The sequence below is a fragment of the Providencia sp. 21OH12SH02B-Prov genome (assembly GCF_027362595.1).
In the GTDB taxonomy this organism is placed as follows: domain Bacteria; phylum Pseudomonadota; class Gammaproteobacteria; order Enterobacterales; family Enterobacteriaceae; genus Providencia; species Providencia zhejiangensis.
Genome location: NZ_CP114796.1, coordinates 3,245,665 through 3,266,979 on the forward strand (window position 1 = coordinate 3,245,665; position 21,315 = coordinate 3,266,979).

14 protein-coding genes, 7 tRNA genes and 1 pseudogene are annotated in these 21,315 nt (G+C 41.8%); 17 read left to right on the plus strand and 5 right to left on the minus strand.

Annotation, left to right across the window (positions count from 1 at the left end):
* Window positions 1-23: 23 nt before the first annotated feature.
* On the minus strand, window positions 24-890 hold the full coding sequence (locus tag O7C57_RS15180) for a hypothetical protein (RefSeq protein WP_154622175.1): 867 nt from the start codon (window positions 888-890) through the stop codon (window positions 24-26).
* Between the two features lie 1,216 nt (window positions 891-2,106).
* Here O7C57_RS15180 and O7C57_RS15185 point away from each other — a divergent pair.
* Window positions 2,107-2,193: pseudogene (locus O7C57_RS15185) on the plus strand (hypothetical protein); the annotation flags it as partial.
* Window positions 2,194-2,434: 241 nt separating this feature from the next.
* On the opposite strand, the gene glnS reads toward O7C57_RS15185, so the two are convergent.
* The 3 genes from glnS to nagE all read right to left on the minus strand — a co-directional run bounded on the left by glnS (window position 2,435) and on the right by nagE (window position 7,232).
* On the minus strand, window positions 2,435-4,102 hold the full coding sequence (gene glnS / locus O7C57_RS15190; RefSeq protein WP_154624770.1) for a glutamine--tRNA ligase: 1,668 nt from the start codon (window positions 4,100-4,102) through the stop codon (window positions 2,435-2,437).
* 157 nt (window positions 4,103-4,259) lie between these two features.
* A complete protein-coding gene (locus tag O7C57_RS15195; RefSeq protein ID WP_163862778.1) occupies window positions 4,260-5,075 on the minus strand; it encodes a sulfite exporter TauE/SafE family protein in 816 nt (271 codons plus the stop codon).
* A gap of 171 nt (window positions 5,076-5,246) precedes the next feature.
* On the minus strand, window positions 5,247-7,232 hold the full coding sequence (nagE, locus tag O7C57_RS15200; protein WP_231131860.1) for an N-acetylglucosamine-specific PTS transporter subunit IIBC: 1,986 nt from the start codon (window positions 7,230-7,232) through the stop codon (window positions 5,247-5,249).
* A 497-nt stretch (window positions 7,233-7,729) separates the two neighbouring features.
* Between nagE and nagB the strand changes: the two genes are divergently transcribed.
* The 11 genes from nagB to O7C57_RS15255 all read left to right on the plus strand — a co-directional run bounded on the left by nagB (window position 7,730) and on the right by O7C57_RS15255 (window position 14,026).
* Window positions 7,730-8,533 carry a glucosamine-6-phosphate deaminase gene (gene nagB / locus O7C57_RS15205; protein ID WP_269723299.1) on the plus strand — a complete coding sequence of 268 codons (804 nt, stop codon included), beginning with the start codon at window positions 7,730-7,732 and terminating at the stop codon, window positions 8,531-8,533.
* A 79-nt stretch (window positions 8,534-8,612) separates the two neighbouring features.
* Window positions 8,613-9,776, plus strand: a complete 1,164-nt coding sequence (nagA, locus tag O7C57_RS15210) for an N-acetylglucosamine-6-phosphate deacetylase (protein ID WP_154624766.1) — start codon at window positions 8,613-8,615, stop codon at window positions 9,774-9,776.
* Window positions 9,777-9,787: 11 nt separating this feature from the next.
* Complete coding sequence (nagC, locus tag O7C57_RS15215) at window positions 9,788-11,011, plus strand: DNA-binding transcriptional regulator NagC (RefSeq protein WP_154624765.1); 1,224 nt, start codon at window positions 9,788-9,790, stop codon at window positions 11,009-11,011.
* 428 nt (window positions 11,012-11,439) lie between these two features.
* Window positions 11,440-11,516: transfer RNA gene (locus O7C57_RS15220), tRNA-Met, on the plus strand.
* A 5-nt stretch (window positions 11,517-11,521) separates the two neighbouring features.
* A tRNA-Leu gene (locus O7C57_RS15225) sits at window positions 11,522-11,606 on the plus strand.
* A 29-nt stretch (window positions 11,607-11,635) separates the two neighbouring features.
* Window positions 11,636-11,710: transfer RNA gene (locus tag O7C57_RS15230), tRNA-Gln, on the plus strand.
* A gap of 33 nt (window positions 11,711-11,743) precedes the next feature.
* Window positions 11,744-11,818: transfer RNA gene (locus O7C57_RS15235), tRNA-Gln, on the plus strand.
* A 71-nt stretch (window positions 11,819-11,889) separates the two neighbouring features.
* Window positions 11,890-11,966: transfer RNA gene (locus tag O7C57_RS15240), tRNA-Met, on the plus strand.
* A 6-nt stretch (window positions 11,967-11,972) separates the two neighbouring features.
* A tRNA-Leu gene (locus tag O7C57_RS15245) sits at window positions 11,973-12,057 on the plus strand.
* Between the two features lie 28 nt (window positions 12,058-12,085).
* Window positions 12,086-12,160: transfer RNA gene (locus O7C57_RS15250), tRNA-Gln, on the plus strand.
* 525 nt (window positions 12,161-12,685) lie between these two features.
* Window positions 12,686-14,026, plus strand: coding sequence for a dicarboxylate/amino acid:cation symporter (locus O7C57_RS15255; protein WP_195848205.1), 1,341 nt, complete (start codon window positions 12,686-12,688; stop codon window positions 14,024-14,026).
* 81 nt (window positions 14,027-14,107) lie between these two features.
* Here the strand turns inward: O7C57_RS15255 and ubiF are convergent, their stop codons facing one another.
* Window positions 14,108-15,295: a 3-demethoxyubiquinol 3-hydroxylase gene (ubiF, locus tag O7C57_RS15260; RefSeq protein WP_269723300.1), complete on the minus strand. Its 1,188-nt coding sequence runs from the start codon at window positions 15,293-15,295 to the stop codon at window positions 14,108-14,110.
* 393 nt (window positions 15,296-15,688) lie between these two features.
* On the opposite strand from ubiF, the gene miaB reads away from it, so the two are divergent.
* From miaB to lnt, 5 genes are all read left to right on the plus strand, one after another.
* Window positions 15,689-17,119, plus strand: a complete 1,431-nt coding sequence (gene miaB / locus O7C57_RS15265) for a tRNA (N6-isopentenyl adenosine(37)-C2)-methylthiotransferase MiaB (RefSeq protein WP_269723301.1) — start codon at window positions 15,689-15,691, stop codon at window positions 17,117-17,119.
* 86 nt (window positions 17,120-17,205) lie between these two features.
* Entirely contained in the window at window positions 17,206-18,204 is a 999-nt protein-coding gene (locus tag O7C57_RS15270; protein ID WP_230085934.1) for a PhoH family protein, read from the plus strand.
* Window positions 18,205-18,672, plus strand: coding sequence for an rRNA maturation RNase YbeY (gene ybeY, locus O7C57_RS15275; protein ID WP_154625083.1), 468 nt, complete (start codon window positions 18,205-18,207; stop codon window positions 18,670-18,672). It begins immediately after the preceding gene.
* A 182-nt stretch (window positions 18,673-18,854) separates the two neighbouring features.
* Window positions 18,855-19,739 (plus strand): CNNM family magnesium/cobalt transport protein CorC, encoded by an 885-nt coding sequence (corC, locus tag O7C57_RS15280; protein WP_154625084.1) that lies wholly within the window; start codon window positions 18,855-18,857, stop codon window positions 19,737-19,739.
* On the plus strand, window positions 19,739-21,283 hold the full coding sequence (gene lnt, locus O7C57_RS15285; protein WP_269723302.1) for an apolipoprotein N-acyltransferase: 1,545 nt from the start codon (window positions 19,739-19,741) through the stop codon (window positions 21,281-21,283). Before corC ends, lnt begins: the two co-directional genes overlap by 1 nt.
* The last annotated feature ends 32 nt before the right edge of the window (window positions 21,284-21,315 follow it).

The following is a 21,315-nucleotide window of genomic DNA, read 5'->3' on the forward strand; positions in this document are numbered from 1 at the left end:
TAATACAGTGGAGCGACAGAACGTTAATTAGCTTCTAAGACTAACACCCCAGACGCCGACGATTCGCCAGAAGATAATGCAACACCGGTTAAACTGGCGGTGACATTAATATTGATTGTTTTTAGGGCATTTAATGCAATACCTGAGCCATTCGCGCTAACATTAATATCATTAAGCGCTATTTTAGCTGCGACACCATTTCCAAAACTTAAATTTCCATTTGTATCTACCTTTGAAGAGATTAATTTCAAGGTATAGTCTCTTGCATTACCGCTAGTACAATTTATGGCTAAGTTTCTATTTTGCTTAGCGCTATTTACATCCAATGCGTTCGATAAAAAGTTAAAGTTTAATAATTGATCATTTAGCGTACAGATACTTTTTTGATTTGGCGGATTAATAATCTCAATTTCCCCGTTACGACTATTTCTACCTAGACCTGCTGAAGCTCTATTTATTGCATCATAACAAGCATAAATAAACTCTACATTAATATTTTCCATAAGTTCTAAATTTAGCGGATCACCAAATGATATCGCTGGAATATTTATTCTATTGTTCATGAGATTTGTTATTGTATTTATTGCTGCTGCCCGAGAGCCCAACCGACCATTACACTCATTAGTTGACAGCCTTTCATAATAGGCCGTGTAATTGCCTCTATTTGGAATATAACCAAAAGCTTCCAAACCAACCCTTACCGATGTAGGAAGACCCGTTCCCGGTCTGTTATAAGTTATAAATGTAATCTGTCCTGTACCACCATTACTGACAACCGCGTTCCTATAAGGCCTAGGACCAAAGTCTACCCGTGAATCAGCGAAAGCATCAAAACTGAGGATTAGTGGGAATATTAAACATAGATTGATCTTGATTTTATGCATTGCCATATATCACTTTTCATGAAGTTATAGAATATTGTGTTGCTGATTTATTATCATTAACTTAAACTATATTAAAAATTCACCTTTAATCTTTTTTTTGATTGATGAAAATAAATATCCTCGCGCATCGCTATCAATATTCTCACCGAGAATAAAATCACCTTAAATAAAGAAAATAACTCACATAATTACTAACACAATCTTAATAATAAATGACAGCCAAGCTAGCGTGTATACCCCTCTATTGTTTTCACTATATAATGCGTTATTTATGAATTGCACGGTTATTTATGAATATATTTTAACTTTTTGAGATTTTTTAAAATTAACTTTACGTAATACGTTTTCTTTTTCATATCATGAATAGTTAATCGTTATAATAAATTAAATAATTATTAATAATATAAAATAGATGACTATCCCTCAATAAATGATAAAAAACACTGTAAAAATTATCAGGCATCACCATCAGAAAATCAACACCACCATTTATACCTATGAAAAAAAACACCGAACAAGGGTTTCTTTTTATATCTTAAATTAATATATAACAATGAGTTATATATTAATCGCCATTTATCGTCTTAATAAGATGGTGATAAACGCTATTTACTATAAAAAAAACAAAAAAGAACAATATATTAATCCAAAAATAATTATTATTAATAACCCCTCACCTTTTGACACATTTTACTCAACTCTAGCGTATTAACAGGCTATCACAACACATCTTAGCGCTTGGTTATTCTTTTGACACAACAAGGGCAACGTATTGTTATTCCGGTGATAGCCAACTATTCCTGCTGAGAACAAACCGCCCTTGATAAAACATTGCCATCCATTCAATCGCCAATAATAGAATTTGTACAGTAGGAAAAATTTTAAATTCCAATATGGTTCGTACCCGCCTTTTAATATTTCGACAGCCTTACCCCGCGGCTATGGCCTAAATAAATCATCCCGCGGTGCAGCGTTAAGTCAGCAACCTAGATATCCCTTCTTCCAGAAAAGCTAAGCTCAAAGAATTCGCTAAATAGCACCGGACACATAGTGCAATGATATCGGTTGGATCTTGGAGCCGTGTGAAGGCTTTTGGGTAAGTAAGATATGATATTTCCGTTCAATGGTGGCCCGCTTACCGTTATTGCGTCTTTCTTAGGCCGTCACCTTTAGCCACAATGGTTCTGAATACCGCACTGCCGATGCGGGATCACATCTACGCTTAAAACTGAGCAGAATACAAAAACGTTTGAAAATCCCTAAACAGTTTATCGATAATATTGCCTCAAAATCATCGTTTACTAGGTGAAGAGTATCAAGTTATCGGTGAAAAAAGTCAGGTGACCTTAGGCAGCAATGACCTTCATGATTGCTGAAATGAAAAGATGCCGCCCACAGCGCCTTAATGTATTTTATCGCCATAAAAAAATCTCAGGCTCCATTAAGAGTCTGAGATTTTTATTTGTGGCCTTGACATAGCAGACCATCATCGCATTTCCTTTCGATCATTCGTACCACAGCTAAGTGGTCAGCGAAGTCTGAGGAGGAAATTATTGAGCTTCGATCTTAGCCCAAGTATCGCGCAATCCTACTGTACGGTTAAACACCAACTTATCAGCGCTGCTTAAACGATTATCGGCACAGAAATAACCTTCACGTTCAAATTGATATGGCTTATCTGTTGCTGCATCACGTAGACTTGGCTCAACAAAGCCTTGTCGAATCACTAATGACTCTGGATTAATCACCGATAAGAAATCATCTTCAGCAGCAGGATTTGGTACAGTAAACAAGCGGTCATAAAGACGAATTTCAGCCGGTAGTGCATGCGCTGCACTTACCCAATGGATAACGCCTTTCACCTTACGGCCATCTGCTGGGTCTTTATTTAGCGTTTGTGGATCGTAAGTGCAGTAAATCGTTGTAATGTTACCCTCTGCATCTTTTTCAACACGTTCCGCTTTAATGATATAGGCATTACGCAAGCGTACTTCTTTACCTAATACTAAACGCTTATATTGGCGGTTAGCTTCTTCACGGAAATCCGCACGATCGATATACAACTCACGGCTAAATGGCACTTCACGAGTTCCCATCTCCGGTTTATTCGGATGGTTAGGCGCGGTTAAGATCTCTTCACCTTCAGGCATATTTTCAATGACTAAACGAACGGGATCAATTACCGCCATCGCACGTGGTGCATTCTCATTAAGATCATCACGAATACAAGATTCTAGCGCTGCCATTTCAACGTTATTATCTTGTTTAGTTACCCCAATACGCTGACAAAATTCACGGATTGATGCCGCTGTGTATCCTCGGCGACGTAAACCGGAAATAGTCGGCATACGTGGGTCATCCCAACCATCAACTAATTTATCAGTCACCAGCTGGTTCAGCTTACGCTTAGACATTACCGTATATTCAAGGTTTAACCGCGAGAACTCATATTGACGAGGGTGGCAATCAATGGTGATGTTATCGAGCACCCAGTCATACAAGCGACGGTTGTCTTGGAATTCCAATGTACATAACGAGTGTGTAATTCCTTCCAGCGCATCAGAAATACAATGCGTAAAGTCATACATTGGATAAATACACCATTTGTTACCTGACTGGTGGTGCTCCGCAAACTTGATTCGATACAAAACAGGATCGCGCATAACGATAAAAGGTGATGCCATATCGATTTTGGCGCGTAAACATGCTTTACCTTCTTCAAAGCCACCAGCACGCATTTTTTCAAACAGCGCTAAGTTCTCTTCAACACTACGATCGCGGTAAGGGCTATTTTTACCTGGCTCTTTTAATGTGCCACGATATTCTCGAATTTGTTCTGGGCTCAGTTCATCAACATAAGCCAAACCTTTGTTGATCAGCTCAATCGCATATTGATATAGAGTATCGAAATAATCAGAAGAATAGTGAACTTTACCGCTCCATTGGAACCCAAGCCACTTAACATCTTCTTGAATTGAATTCACATATTCAACATCTTCTTTGACTGGGTTGGTGTCGTCAAAACGTAAGTTGCACTGACCCTGATAGTCCTGTGCGATACCAAAATTCAGGCAAATTGATTTTGCATGACCAATGTGTAAATAGCCATTCGGTTCAGGTGGGAAACGTGTATGTATCGATGTATGTTTCCCGCTCGCCAGATCTTCATCTATGATCTGACGGATAAAATTGGTTGGGCGAGTCTCTGCCTCATTCATTGTCATCATTCCTCAATGCCAAAAGCGCGTAATAGCAAAATATATTCTACCATAATCTGTCAAGAAACAACCGTTTGATCAAATATGTATAATTAAAGATATATTAGCGGATATTTCTCGTACTCATGATGACTTAACCCAATTAATATTCAAATAATTAAGTTAACAACATGACAGCCAATACTATCAGTAATAGCAGTGGATAGCTTTGCGCATGGCGTTTATCACTCAAATATGGCATGAGTAAATTCGCGAAGCGGATCCCTAACCAAGAGCTGACAATTAAGATTAAAGCCCCTTTGACATAAATCATTCCAAGAAACCCATCACCTAGCTCAATATGCTGAGTAAAAGCAAAATAGAGATAAGTGAATGTTCCAGTCACTGCCATCGGTAATGTTAGCGGGTTAGCGAAAGCAGCTGCTTGGATCATACTCGCCCCACGACGGCGCATGAGTGGAACGGTCATCACGCTGCCACCTACCCCTAAAAATGCGGCGACAGCGCCAATCAATAAACCAATAGGTGTATCTGCAACATGGTGCCTATGTGAAGGTGTGATGCCCTCGCGCGATGTCTGCATAAACCCAGGCCTCAAGAAGCAATCTAAAATAGTGATAATAAGATAAATAATAAATAACCAACGGATCCATTCACTATTGACAGAAAGAGCAATAAAGGCACCTAAAACGCCCCCTAAAGAAATGGGGATAATAAATGGACGAATAATGTTCCAGTTTAAATGACCTTTACGATAATGTGCACTCGTCGAAAGTGAAGCCGAAAAAATCATTACACAAGTTGAGGTCGCCACAGCAATTTGCATTGCCACATCATTCGCCTCATTTTGAGGCCCCCATACCAAGGTAATAAGTGCATAAAGTAGCGGAACGGTAATAAAGCCACCACCAAAACCAAACAAAGCGGTAGTGATCCCTGATATAAAGCCAAAAAGACACAATAATAAAACCACAACTAAATCTCCACACATGATTGTTTTATTATCATATCGAGAAGAATTAAAGCCGACTTACGCAAATCAGACAAACTGCATTGAGATTCCGCCAAATTAACATTGGCCTGTCGATCAAAAAAGGGAGGCGATTGCCTCCCTTTGCTCTGTCAATTATATCTTTGCAAACTCTTATTTTAGTACGTTGTAAATAACGGTTTCGCCTGCCGTTACATTACCACTAGCTAAAATTTCAACACCGGCAAAATCATCAATATTACTGATAATTACTGGGCTAATCATGGATTTTGCATTCGCTTCTAAGAAGGCGATATCCAGCTTCAGAATCGGTGTTCCTGCTTGAACTTCACTACCTTCTTCCACTAAACGAGCACAGCCTTCACCTTTTAGAGCAACGGTATCGATGCCCATGTGAACAATTAACTCAACGCCATTATCTGTTTCAATACAGAATGCATGGTTCGTTTCGAAAATTTTCACAACGGTGCCCGCTACTGGTGCTAACACTTCATCACTAGTCGGTTTGATCGCAATACCATCCCCGACGATACGGCTAGAGAATGCTTCATCAGGCACATCATCAAGAGAATAAACTTCACCACTCACTGGCGCAACCAGTGACAGAATAGTTTCACCTTTCGCCTTTGTTGGCTCAGTTACTTTTGTCGTTTGTGCCGCTGCGGCTGGCGCCGAACCGGCAATGGCCCCTTTCGCCATCACTTCTTTCATGGCAGATGCAACCAACTCAGCACGGGTACCAACAATAACTTGAACGCTTTGTTTGTTCAGACGAATAACCCCTGACGCACCAAGACGTTTTGCCATCGCATCATTAACAACACTAGAATCTTTCACACTTAAACGAAGACGAGTGATACATGCATCAATACCTGTAATGTTGTCACTTCCCCCCACTGCCGCAACATATTGGCGCGCTTCTTTTTGAATGTCGCTTTCTGAGCTATCGGCTGGGCTTAGATTCTCATCATAGCCATCGATAGTTTCATCACCAGCACTCTCTTCACGGCCCGGCGTCATCAGGTTGAACTTACGGATCATGAAGCGGAAGATAACATAATAGATGCAGAAGAAGACAAGCCCTTGAACAATCAGCATCCACCATTGTAATGCAAGAGGGTTACGTGATTGCAGCAGCATATCGACTAAGCCCGCACTGAAGCCAAATCCTGATAACCACTGCATTGATGCAGAAATAAAGACCGAAATACCGGTTAAGAATGCATGGATAACATACAATACTGGTGCCACAAACATGAATGAGAATTCAAGTGGCTCAGTGATACCCGTAAAGAATGCGGCAAAAGCACCGGCCAGCATGATACCAGCGACTTTCGCTTTATTTTCAGGACGTGCACAATGATAGATCGCTAACGCCGCCCCTGGTAAACCGAACATCATGATCGGGAAGAAACCAGCCTGATAACGCCCCGTAATACCTGGAATTGCCAGACCTTCTTCAATTGACTTAGCACCGCCAAGGAAGTTAGGAATATCGTTAATTCCTGCAACATCAAACCAGAACACCGAGTTCAAGGCATGGTGTAGACCGACTGGAATCAGTAAACGGTTAAAGAAGGCATAAACACCAGCACCCACTGAACCTAAATCTTTGATACTCTCACCAAATGAGACTAGGCCATTATAAACTACCGGCCAAACATACATCAGCACAAAAGCAAGGATGATCATTAGGAACGATGTCAAAATCGGGACAAGACGGCGTCCACTAAAGAATGACAATGCTTTTGGTAACTCTACCCCGCTATAACGGTTATATAACTCAGCAGAGAGCACACCAACAAGAATACCGACAAATTGGTTGTTAATCTTATTGAAAGCCGCTGGCACATTTTCAAGCGGAACATTCATAATCATGGAGTAAGACGCCGGTGAACATAATGTTGTTACCACTAAGAAACCGACAAACCCCGTCAGTGCAGCTGCACCATCTTTATCTTTTGACATACCATAAGCGATACCGATAGCAAACAGCACAGACATATTATCAATAATAGCTGCACCTGATTTTATCAGTAACGCTGCGATTGCACTATTGGCACCCCACCCATCTGGGTCAATCCAATAGCCAATACCCATCAGGATCGCGGCGGCAGGTAATACTGCCACAGGCACCATCAATGCCCTACCAATCCGCTGTAAGTAGCTAAGAATATTCACAAACTCCCCCTTTATAGCCCAGTATTGCCCCATTTACGGGATCTTATTGTTCATACACCTTGATAATAGTTTAGGTGATTGAGCGTAGCAATTTCATAGTCTAGTTGAATTCTTTCGCGATACAAAATAAATAGGTGTGATTTGTGATAAATGTCAATGATAAATTTCATTATCCGCCTAAATTAGTGGCTATTATTGAAAACTTATTTTATGATTAAAAATAACTTATCCACTGGATTTAGCTTTATAGCTAATAGAGAATCTGTACTCCCTGAAACATCCTATAGTTAATTAATAAAACTCAGGGACATAGCAACTGGAGAGTAGCGAAAGTGCATATCGGCAACGGAAAACAATCACGGAATTGCAACCTATGCCATGTCGATTAAGCTACGCCAGATAAAAAATATTCAAGATTTCATAGAATTAACAGACTGTTACTAGAGGTAAGTATCATGAGGCTTCTGCCACTAAAAACGGCTCACGCCGTTGGGATTTGGTCTGCACAATATATCGTAGACAAAATCAATGCATTTAACCCAACTGCCGAGCGTCCTTTTGTGCTAGGTTTGCCAACCGGTGGAACCCCGCTTGCAACCTACAAAGCGCTTATTGCTCTATATCAAGCTGGCAAAGTGAGCTTTAAGCATGTTGTCACCTTCAATATGGATGAATATGTCGGTATCCCAGAAAATCATCCACAAAGTTATCATGCCTTTATGTATGAAAACTTTTTCAATCACATTGATATTCAAAAAGAAAACATCAATTTACTCAATGGTAATGCACCTGATGTTGATGCGGAATGTCAACGTTATGAAGACAAGATCAAATCCTACGGCAAAATTAACCTCTTTATGGGTGGTGTTGGTAACGATGGGCACATCGCATTTAACGAACCCGGTTCATCATTAAGCTCTCGTACGCGCATCAAGACGTTAACACCAGAGACTCGTATCGCTAACTCACGCTTCTTTGATAACGATGTGAACCAAGTTCCTAAGTATGCATTAACCGTTGGCGTCGCAACGTTAATGGATGCCGAAGAATTGATGGTATTAGCGACTGGTGCGAATAAAGCAAACGCTGTACAAGCCGCGGTTGAAGGTTCAGTCAACCATTTATGGACCGTCAGTTGCGTACAGATGCACCAAAAAGCACTGATCGTCTGTGATGAGCCAGCGACACTTGAGCTAAAAGTAAAAACGCTAAAATATTTCAGTCAATTAGAATCAGACATTATCGAAGCATTTAATTAATAATCATTCGAACACCCGACTTGTGAAAGCAAGTCGGTGACCCGAAGTTTATCTCTCCAGAAGTCAGGAGCCAAAGACTATGTATGCACTAACTCATTGTATTATATATACCGGTCATGAAAGACTAGATAATCACGCCGTCATCATTGATGGTGCTCTTATTAAAGATATCTGCCCATTAAACCAACTCCCAGCAGGTATCGAGCAACATGATTTACAAGGTGCGATTCTTTCTCCCGGTTTTATTGATCTACAAGTCAATGGCTGCGGTGGTGTCCAATTCAATGACAACAAAGAAAATGTGACACTGAAGCATCTGGAGATAATGCAAAAAGCCAATGAACGTACCGGATGCACAAGCTACCTACCAACGTTAATTACTTGTTCTGATGACCTCATGAAACATGCCATTGAGGTGATGACTGAATATCTAAAAACTCATCATCATCAAGCTCTTGGATTACATCTAGAAGGCCCTTACATCAACGTGATTAAAAAAGGTACTCACAATCCTGAGTTTATTCGTAAACCTTCAGCAGAAATGATAGCGCATTTAGTGGCGCATGCTGATGCGATTACCAAAGTCACTTTAGCGCCTGAAATAGTGGATGAGTCCTATATCCGACAACTCACTGACGCTGGTATTGTGGTTTCAGCGGGCCATTCAAACTCAACCTATGAAGAAGCTCGTCTTGGTTTTAAAGCAGGTATTGGTTTCTCGACCCATTTATTTAATGCAATGCCATATATCTCAGGGAGAGGCCCAGGCTTAGTTGGGGCAATTTATGATACTCCTGAAGTGTATGCTGGCATTATTGCAGATGGTCTTCATGTTCAATGGGCAAATATTCGTAACAGTAAGCGCTTGAAAGGTGATAAATTAGTTTTAGTTACGGACGCTACAGCGCCTGCTGGTATTGATCCACAAACTGGTGAAATGGATCATTTTATCTTCGCAGGCAAAACCATATACTACCGTGATGGATTGTGTGTTGATGAGAACGGAACCCTCAGCGGATCATCACTAACAATGATTGAAGCAGTTAAAAATACGGTAGAACATGTCGGTATCGCATTAGATGAAACATTAAGGATGGCAACACTTTATCCCGCAAGAGCCATTGGTGTCGAATCTAGCTTAGGCTCGATTGCACCGGGTAAGGTTGCAAACTTAACTGCGTTTAACCACGACTTCCAAATCCTATCAACTTATGTCAATGGAGAGGAAGTCTACAAAAAATGAGTATATAGCTGATGAACCATAGTCACTCGCTAAAGCAAATTGGTAATATTGATCTGGTAAAACAACTCAACGGTGCCGTGGTATATAGCCTAATTGACCAACAGGGTCCTATATCTCGCATCCAAATCGCAGAACAGAGCCAACTTGCGCCTGCAAGTGTCACCAAAATCACTCGTCAGCTACTCGAACGCGGCTTAATTAAAGAAGTCGACCAACAGGCCTCAACCGGAGGCCGACGTGCCATATCTATCGTATCTGAGTATAAAAACTTTCATACGATAGGTGTGCGCTTGGGTCGTTATGATGCTACCGTCGCACTGTATGATTTAAGCGGCAAACTGCTCAATGATGCCCATTACCCTATCTCAGCACCATCCCAACAAGCCTTAGAGCAAAAACTGACTGAAGCGATTGAAGATTTTATTGCTCTCAATCAGCGACGCATTAAAGAGCTTATTGCAATATCCGTGATCTTACCGGGCCTTGTGAACCCCCATAACGGTATCGTTCACTATATGCCGCATATCAAAGTAGATAATTGGCATCTCATTGATAATTTACAAGCGCATTTTAAAATTACCTGCTATGTGGGTCATGATATTCGCAGTCTCGCGTTAGCTGAAAGCTACTTTGGCGCCACCAAGGATTGTGAAGACTCACTACTGGTGAGAATACATCGGGGTACAGGTGCTGGGTTGGTTATCAACAATGAAATTCTGCTAAATCATCGGGGGAATCTCGGTGAAATTGGGCATATTCAAGTGGACCCTTTAGGTGAGCTGTGTCATTGCGGCAACTTTGGCTGTCTTGAAACAATCGCTTCCAATCAAGCTATTGAAAATCGGGTAAAACAACGCTTAGAACAAGGCTTTGTCAGCTCACTCTCACTGGAGCAATGCACCATTCAACAAATTTGCCAAGCCGCAAATAAAAATGATCCACTCGCAACGGAAGTCATTCAGCATGTGGGCCGCCAAATCGGTAAAGCTATCGCCATTTCAATAAACTTATTTAACCCTGAAAAAGTAGTGATTGCGGGTGATATCACCGAAGCTGAGCAGGTATTGCTACCTGCGATTCAAAGCTGTATTGATACACAAGCTTTGAAGGGATTTCGCGAAAATTTACCCGTTGTGACTTCGCAATTAGTTCATAACTCGGCAATTGGCGCATTCGCCCTGACTAAACGTGCCATGCTCAATGGTGAATTACTCCAAAAACTCCTCGATAACTAGTCCTTTTTATCATTGTTCAAAAAAACCAGAATTTGCCCGTTGCATTTCTGGTTTTTTGTGCATTAAATTAGACAAAAAATAAAGACTCAGATGTTTATATCGTGCCATGTTCATGCTAATAAACGTAAAAACTAAGCCTTAATTCGCACAATACCGTTGAGAATTTTGACGGAGACTGTTTGTTTTCTAACTTCATTATTTACATCATAATTTATTACGATATATCGCAGTAGAGATAATCGCCTTCATGTGACACACTTCCGTTATTTTGATGCAAGTCTTGTTTTTTGCTGTCTTTATCGACAAAATGATTATTCATCAAACAAACGGACGCATTTTCACAAAAATAGTGAAAAAAGCAGTTGACTGTCTCAGCTGTAATTAGCATAATGCGCCCCGCAACGCCGATGAAGGTAATGCAAAAAGATGGCTATGTAGCTCAGCTGGTTAGAGCACAACACTCATAATGTTGGGGTCACAGGTTCGAATCCCGTCATAGCCACCATGTTTGCGGGAGTGGCGAAATTGGTAGACGCACCAGATTTAGGTTCTGGCGCCGCAAGGTGTGCGAGTTCAAGTCTCGCCTCCCGCACCATTTTCCTTCTCGGTAATAGAATTTAAGATTGGGGTATCGCCAAGCGGTAAGGCACCAGGTTTTGATCCTGGCATTCCCAGGTTCGAATCCTGGTACCCCAGCCATCTTAAATCAACAAATTTGAAGACATCCTCGGATGGGGTATCGCCAAGCGGTAAGGCACCAGGTTTTGATCCTGGCATTCCCAGGTTCGAATCCTGGTACCCCAGCCATCTCTCCTCTCCAAGGAATGTCTTAAAAATCCCATACAGTAACTTTATAAAGATAGATTAACTGTATAGATGGCTATGTAGCTCAGCTGGTTAGAGCACAACACTCATAATGTTGGGGTCACAGGTTCGAATCCCGTCATAGCCACCATGTTTTGCGGGAGTGGCGAAATTGGTAGACGCACCAGATTTAGGTTCTGGCGCCGCAAGGTGTGCGAGTTCAAGTCTCGCCTCCCGCACCATTCCCTTCTAGGGAATAAAATTAAGTATTGGGGTATCGCCAAGCGGTAAGGCACCAGGTTTTGATCCTGGCATTCCCAGGTTCGAATCCTGGTACCCCAGCCATATTTATATAGCCGGTCTTAGTACGGGTTATAAGAAACCATCCTTTATTAAGGGTGGTTTTTTTTTGCTTATTATTATTCGCCTTCCAATAGAAACACTTAACCCTGACTTTTATTTATTTCACTTCAATTATTAAGTTTTACTCACATTTTCACAAATTAACTTTCAGACTTTTCCCTATTTAAGGTAACTACCCCCCTCCTTTTAATAACCATAATGCTGGGGTTTACCTGTTCTTATTACCTATAAGCATCATAAAATAACAATTAGAACATTTTTTTTACTTTTAATTATCTCTGATATCAATTATGTGATTTTAGTCATTTTTTCATAACGACTAATAGTGGTAATCTCCAGTCAGATTTTGGTTAGTACCGATTAATGGCTTTCGGGATCCCTCTACCTTCCGCCATGACTCATGCATTATCCAACTCATGACCCCAAATAAATAAAAAGTTCTCACAACCTAATAATTATAAATTGCAGCAATGCAATACTTTACAGAGAAAATTTATGCAAAACATGATGAAACAACCACTCTATAAAATCCTATATGTACAGGTCATTGTCGCCATCGTGCTAGGTATCGCACTTGGTCACTTTTTTCCTGATATCGGAGAATCCTTAAAACCACTTGGTGATGCCTTCATCAAGATCGTTAAAATGATTATTGCACCAGTCATCTTCTTAACCGTTGTGACAGGCATTTCCGGCATGAGCAACATGAAGGCCGTCGGGAGTGTTGCTGGAAAAGCCATGCTCTACTTTATTACCTTCTCAACCATTGCACTTATCATTGGTTTGATCGTGGCTAACATTATTCGCCCTGGCTCAGGTCTAAATATTGACCCTGCAACTCTCGATAGTAGTAAAGTCGCAGGTTATGTAGAGAAAGCTCACGAATCATCGATTGTCAGTTTCTTGATGAATATCATTCCTGATACTGTCATTAGCCCACTTGTGAACGGGAATATCCTTCAAGTGTTATTTATTGCGGTGATTTTTGGTTTAGCACTTGCTGCTACCGGTAAGCACGGTGAGCCAATTGTGAAATTACTGCAAAACTTTTCTGAACCTGTGTTCAAAATGGTTGCCATGCTAATGAAACTGGCTCCTATCGGTGCATTTGGTGCGATGGCATTCACGATAGGTAAATATGGTATCTCTTCTATCGGCAACTTAATGATGCTGATCATGACGTTCTATATTACGTCATTATTGTTTGTACTTATCGTATTAGGTGCGGTTGCTAAATATAATGGCTTCTCCATTATTGAACTCATCAAATATATTAAAGATGAGCTTTGGCTAGTCTTAGGTACGTCATCCTCTGAAGCAGCCTTACCGAGCTTGATGAGGAAGATGGAGCATGCAGGGTGTGAAAAATCTGTCGTTGGCTTAGTGATTCCAACAGGATATTCATTTAACCTTGATGGCACCAATATTTATATGACCATGGCAGCGTTGTTTATTGCCCAAGCAACAAATATTGACCTAACAATTTGGGAGCAAGTTTCACTGTTACTTGTGGCAATGATCAGCTCAAAAGGTGCCGCAGGCGTTACTGGAGCCGGTTTTATTACTCTAGCGGCAACACTGATGGTCGTTCCAAGTATTCCCGTAGCAGGTATGGCGTTAATCTTAGGTATCGACCGCTTTATGTCCGAATGTCGTGCACTCACTAACTTGGTGGGGAATGCTTGTGCCTGTATCGTCGTTGCACGTTGGGAAAAAGAATTAGATACCGACAAACTGGCTAGGGCATTTGCAGCAAAAGGGGAAAGTATCGATTCAATTATTACTGAAGAAAACGTTGAAATCCCTTCCCATCATGCTCAGCCATTTGATGTTGCGAAAGATAAATAATTAGCGCCTCGCGATAACCTCATCGGGGAAGCCTCATTGTGATGAGACTTCCCCTTATGACTTATTAATTTGAAATGATGCTCAAAGCCCTAAAGCATACTTCAGTGCTAGCTTCTTCGCTTCTCCAGCACGTTGCGCTGCCATCAAACCAAGATTTCTCAGTGCTTTCAAACCTGGCAAGTTCTCACTAAACGCCATGTAAAATACATCCATGCCCGCTTGCATGACTAAATTATCAGGTAAACGACGACGCTGATAACGCTTTAGCACTTCAAGAGACGACCAAGGCTCTAGGTATTCTTTCGCTTGCGTCACCACGTTAAGTAACACATCGACATCGCGATAACCTAAGTTCACACCCTGTCCAGCCAATGGATTGATGGTATGGGCAGCATCACCAACCAATGCAAGCCCCTCGATAACATAGCGATTCGCATGGTGACGGGTGAGTGGAAACGCCCCAGAAGCAACCGCGACGACATTCCCCACACGTTCAGGGAAAGCTTCATAAATGGCCCCCGTCAGTTGCTCCATCGACATTGACTGCAAACGGCGAATTTTGGCAGGGCTATCATACCAAACCAATGACGCCCAGTTATCATAAAGCGGTAGAAATGCTCTAGGCCCCGATGGGAAAAATTGCTGCCATGTTTTATCTTGCTGTGGCTCCGACGTTTTCACTGTAATCAACATGCAAGATTGGCGATACTGCCAACCACGGCTGCCAATCCCCACCAATTTGCGCACTTGAGAATTGGCACCGTCAGCACCAATAACCAGCTTCGCTTGCAAATCACGCCCATCATCCAAAGATATTACCCAATCTTTTTGACCATGAGGTTGATAAAGATGTGTTAACTGTGCCGGACAAATTCGCTCGAGGTTGGTGTATTTTTCGCATTCTCGCCATAACGCTAATTGTAAAACGCGATTCTCTACCATAAAACCCAGTTCAGGTAGCCCCAAGTCATGGGCATCAAAAACAACGTTACTCCCCTGCTCTTCCCACGTTTCTAATTGCCGATAAGGCGCACTACGCATCGCTTCAACATGCTGCCAAGCGCCAAGTTGCTTGAGTAAATCGACAGATGAACGACTAATCGCAGAAATACGAACATCAGGTGAGCTGTTCACATCGAATGCTGCTGGTTCTGCTTTTTCGAGTAATGCAACACTCAGCCCTTCTTGAGCAAACCCCAAAGCTGCTGCTGCACCTGTCATGCCAGCCCCAACCACGACAACATCATAATATTCTGTTAATTTATTCATTACATTAGCTACTATTAACTGTTTGATTTATGTAGTGTACCGAAAAATTGTTACACTGACAGGGAATATCTCTATCACAGACTCTGGTCACTGGTGCTTCAAATGAATACAATACACGTTAATCTTAAAACAATGGGCGATAACCTGTCTTTGAGAGTGCGTACCGCATAGCCTTAGAATTTTCGAGCCTGGCTATTTTGACATTTTTCGTATCATAGAGTGATGTTTGTGATCAAAAATGCGTACGCCTTCCCAAAACGGGACAGGACTTTGGATTTATACACAAAATAATTCGAGCACGCGCGTATAGCACTGCTGCTTGAAGTATAACGGGTATACAACGCGTTTCGGAGTCCATTATACTAAGCCACTTCGAAAACACCGGATATAAACATGTCGACGAATAAAAAGTTATACATTAAAACATGGGGCTGCCAAATGAATGAGTACGACTCATCTAAAATGGCATCATTATTAGAAAGCACCCATGGTTATCAGATCACTGAAATTCCTGAAGAAGCAGACGTCTTACTGTTGAACACCTGCTCGATCCGTGAAAAAGCGCAGGAAAAGGTTTTCCATCAGCTTGGGCGCTGGAAAAATTTTAAAGATAGTAATCCTGATATCATCATTGGTGTCGGTGGCTGTGTTGCCTCTCAAGAAGGGGATTTTATTCGTCAACGCGCACCGAGTGTCGACATTGTTTTTGGCCCACAAACGCTACACCGTTTGCCTGAAATGATTAATCAAGTAAAAGGCACTCGCAGCCCTGTTATTGATATTAGCTTCCCTGAGATTGAGAAATTTGACCGCCTTCCAGAACCTCGCGCTGAAGGCCCTACCGCATTTGTTTCTATCATGGAAGGCTGTAATAAATATTGTACATTCTGTGTCGTACCTTATACACGTGGTGAAGAAGTCAGTCGCCCTTGTGATGATATCTTATTTGAAATTGCACAATTAGCAGCACAAGGTGTACGTGAAGTTAACCTACTCGGCCAAAACGTAAACGCTTATCGTGGTGAAACTTTCGATGGTGAAATTTGTACTTTTGCCGAATTAATTCGTTTAGTGGCGGCAATTGATGGTATCGACCGTATTCGTTTTACCACTAGCCACCCCATTGAATTTACTGACGATATCATCGAAGTCTATGAAGATACTCCTGAGTTAGTCAGCTTCCTGCATTTGCCTGTACAAAGTGGCTCAGATCGCATCTTAACGTTAATGAAACGTGCTCATACCGCACTCGAATATAAAGCCATTATTCGTAAATTACGAAAAGCACGCCCAGATATTTTGATTAGTTCTGACTTCATTGTTGGCTTCCCTGGCGAAACCGATGATGACTTTGAAAAAACCATGAAGCTCATCGCCGATGTCAATTTTGATATGAGCTTTAGCTTTGTTTACTCAGCACGTCCAGGTACACCGGCAGCTGACTTACCAGATGATATTAGCGAAGAAGAGAAAAAGCAGCGTCTCTATCTCTTACAACAGCGCATAAATCAGCAAGCAATGAGCTATAGCCGTGCTATGTTGGGAACAGTGCAGCGTGTTTTAGTCGAAGGCCCTTCTCGTAAAAATGTTATGGAGCTTTCAGGACGTACTGAAAATAACCGTGTAGTCAACTTTGAAGGCTTACCCGATATGATTGGTAAGTTTGTTGACGTAGAGATTGTCGATGTTTATGCCAACTCACTACGCGGTAAAGTGATCCGCACAGAAGACCAAATGGACTTACGCGTTCACGAATCACCAGCTTCCGTCATCGCACGTACTCGTAAAGAAGATGAGCTTGGAGTGGGTAACTACCAACCCTAAAGATAGGATACTCAGTGACCGATAAAAAACCGTTGCAAATAGCAACACAAGAGATCTTTCTAGAGCCCGCAGATAACCAACGCTTAATGAGCCTTTGCGGGCCATTTGATGATAATATCAAGCAACTAGAACGCAGACTTGCGATCGAAATTAATCGTCGTGATAACCGTTTCAAATTATCAGGCAAGCCATTTAACGTTCAAGCTGCCAGTAAAATTTTACGCCAACTTTATGTTGAGACTGCCCCAATACGTGGCGTGATCCCTGATATTGACCCCGAACAAATCCATCTTGCTATCTCTGAAAGCCGCGTATTAGAGCAAGCCGCAGATAGCATCCCGGATTATGGCAAAGCCGTTAATATCAAAACCAAGCGTGGTGTTATCAAGCCGCGAACACCAAATCAAGCCCAATACATTGCGCATATCTTAGATCATGATATTACCTTTGGTATTGGCCCCGCTGGTACAGGGAAAACATATCTTGCCGTTGCAGCAGCCGTTGATGCACTTGAACGCCAAGAAGTACGCCGTATTCTCTTAACTCGACCAGCCGTTGAAGCAGGCGAAAAACTTGGTTTTTTGCCGGGCGATCTGAGTCAAAAAGTGGACCCTTATTTGCGTCCACTTTACGACGCACTCTTTGAGATGCTTGGGTTCGAGAAAGTTGAGAAACTCATCGAACGTAATGTCATTGAAGTCGCACCACTGGCTTATATGCGGGGTCGAACACTCAATGATGCCTTCATTATTTTAGATGAGAGCCAAAATACCACCATTGAGCAAATGAAAATGTTCCTGACTCGTATCGGTTTTAACTCTAAGGCCGTAATTACAGGGGATATCACTCAAGTCGATTTACCACGAGGCAATAAATCAGGCTTGCGTCATGCCATTGAGGTTCTCTCCGACGTCGATGAATTGAGTTTTAATTTCTTCCATAGCGAAGACGTTGTGCGTCACCCAGTGGTGGCGAAAGTCGTTATTGCCTATGAAAAATGGGAAGAGCAAGATAGCAAACGTCGTCAGCAACTCAAAGAAGAACGGGAACAACAAAAAGAATTAGAAAAGCAGGAAAACCATTAAATGCGTGAAGTCATTCTCGATTTACAACTTGCTTGTGAAGAAACAACTGATTTACCCAGCGAAGCCCTATTTCAACGCTGGTTGGAAGCTGTATTACCTAAGTTTCAAGCACAAAGTGAAGTCACCATTCGTATTGTTGATGAAGAAGAAAGTCACCATTTAAACCTGACTTATCGCGGCAAAGATAAACCGACTAACGTGTTATCATTCCCCTTTGAATCACCTCCGGAAGTTGAATTACCGTTACTTGGTGATTTAATTATTTGTCGCCAAGTGGTTGAACAAGAGGCCATTGAACAGCAAAAAAGTGCGGAAGAGCATTGGGCACATATGGTGGTACATGGCTGCCTACATCTGCTGGGTTATGACCATATTGAAGATGATGAAGCAGAAGAAATGGAAAGCCTAGAAACAGAAATTTTAGCTGAATTGGGCTATGCTGATCCTTATCTAGTAGAAAAAGAATGACCCATAGTCTATTTTTATGTTAAATATTAGCTGAGTAACTTTAAAGCCTGTCGTTTAGGGTGTAAATGTGAACAATATCACTTTTTGTTGAACACTCGCAGGAGTGTATTATCACCCCTAAACGACTGACTGGTTAACTTAATAAATCTTATTATTAATTGAGGAATAATTAATTAAACGCCATGAGCGACGATAACTCTTCGAGTAGTGACAACCCTGGCCCTAAGAAAGGGTTCTTTGCACTATTAAACCACCTCTTCCATGGTGAACCTAAAAACCGTGATGACTTGGTCGAGCTGATCCGTGATTCTCAGCAAAATGACCTTATCGATCCAGATACTCGTGACATGCTAGAAGGCGTCATGGATATTGCCGATCAGCGGGTACGTGACATTATGATCCCGCGTTCCCAGATTGTGACGTTAAAACGAAATCAAACGCTGGATGAGTGCCTTGATGTCATCATCGATTCCGCACACTCTCGTTTTCCTGTTATCAGTGAAGACAAAGATCATATTGAAGGGCTATTAATGGCAAAAGATTTATTGCCATTCATGCGTACCGATGCCGAGCCATTCAGTATTGACAAAGTGTTGCGCCAAGCTGTTGTTGTCCCTGAAAGTAAAAGGGTCGACCGCTTGTTAAAAGAGTTCCGTTCACAACGCTACCATATGGCCATTGTTATTGATGAATTTGGCGGTGTTTCTGGACTTGTTACCATTGAAGATATCTTAGAGCTTATTGTTGGGGAAATTGAAGATGAGTATGATGATGAAGACGATGTTGATATTCGTCAACTCAGTCAGCACTCCTATTCAGTAAGAGCGTTGACCCAAATTGAAGACTTCAATGACGCGTTTGACACTAACTTTAGTGACGATGAAGTTGATACTGTCGGCGGCCTAGTTATGCAAGCCTTCGGCCATTTGCCATCACGAGGTGAAACTATCACGATAGATGGCTATCAATTTAAAGTTGCAATGGCGGATAGCCGTCGGATTATTTTACTGCATGTAAAAATTCCTAATGGCGCTCCCGTCCCAACCTTAGATGAAGAAAAGAGTTAATGAACTTAGCGCCATCCTATCAAAGTCAGTGGTTACGCCTGCTACTGGCTTCAATTTTCGGAGCCAGTGGTACACTGGCTTTTTCGCCTTTTGATTTATGGCCTGCGGCACTCCTGTCGATTCTCTTTCTCCAATTATTAACCTTACATCGCACTGCCAAACAATCCTTTGCAATTGCCTTTGTCTGGGGCTTTGGCCTATTTGGCTCAGGTGTTAATTGGGTTTATGTCAGTATTGCTGACTTTGGCGGTATGCCGGAAGCCGTCAACGTTTTTCTCGTTATATTGCTCGCCGCATACCTTTCTTTATACACAGGGCTGTTTGGTTATCTACTCAGTCGATTTTTTCCAACAGCAAACGTATGGCGACTCGTATTTGCAGCCCCTGCAATTTGGCAGCTTACTGAATTTCTCCGTGGCTGGGTTCTTACGGGTTTTCCGTGGCTACAATTTGGTTACAGCCAAATCGACGGTCCATTGAAAGCGCTTGCCCCTATTTTCGGCGTGGAAATGATTACCTTAATACTGTTTAGTATTAGTGGATTGATTGTTTTATCTCTCGTGCGTCGTCGTTTTAGTGTACTTGCCATTGCGGCGGTACTACTTTTTGCGCCTTTTGCGCTTAAAAATCTTCAGTGGTATACCCCATTAGAATCAAAAGCGACCGACGTCGCTTTAGTTCAAGGAAATATCCCACAGGCAATGAAATGGGAAGCAAGCTACTTACAACAAATTAAAGATACCTATCTTAAGCTATCTAGCCCGTATATCGGCAAAGCCTCATTAATTATCTGGCCTGAATCAGCGGTTCCGTCCGTTGAGCTTGATAACCAATCTTGGTTAAAATCACTGGATAAAGTGCTGGCAGAATCAAATACTCGGCTCATCACGGGGATTGTCGATGCTCGACCTATTGATGGTGAGTATGAGTTTTACAATACAATCATAGTATTAGGTGACAAAAAACCTTACCTATATCCGTCCCAAAATCGCTACAACAAACACCACTTAGTTCCATTTGGTGAGTTTGTTCCACTAGAAGATATTTTACGCCCTATCGCACCTTTCTTTAACCTACCAATGTCTGGTTTTAGTCGTGGTGATTATCAGCAAGCTCAACTTGCGGTTGGTAATATGCATCTGACTGCTGCAATTTGCTATGAAATTATTCTAGGTACACAGGTTCGCGATAACTTTCAACCTGATAGCGATTACCTGCTCACCATTTCTAATGATGCATGGTTTGGTAAATCGATCGGTCCATGGCAGCATTTCCAAATGGCACGCATGAGAGCCTTAGAGCTTGGGCGCCCGCTATTACGCGCCACCAATAATGGTGTCACCGCCGTTATTCGTGCAGACGGAACTGTTCAAGCTGAATTACCTCAATTTAAAGCGGCAACACTATCGACATCAATTATTCCAACCACAGGTTTAACGCCGTATGCGCGCTGGAGTAATTGGCCTATGTGGGGAGTGGTTGTCATATTTATATTCATCGCGCTGTCATTAGATCGCCGGCCAAAAAACAATTCAAATAAATAATAATCAACCCCAATAGTATGCCAAATAAAACT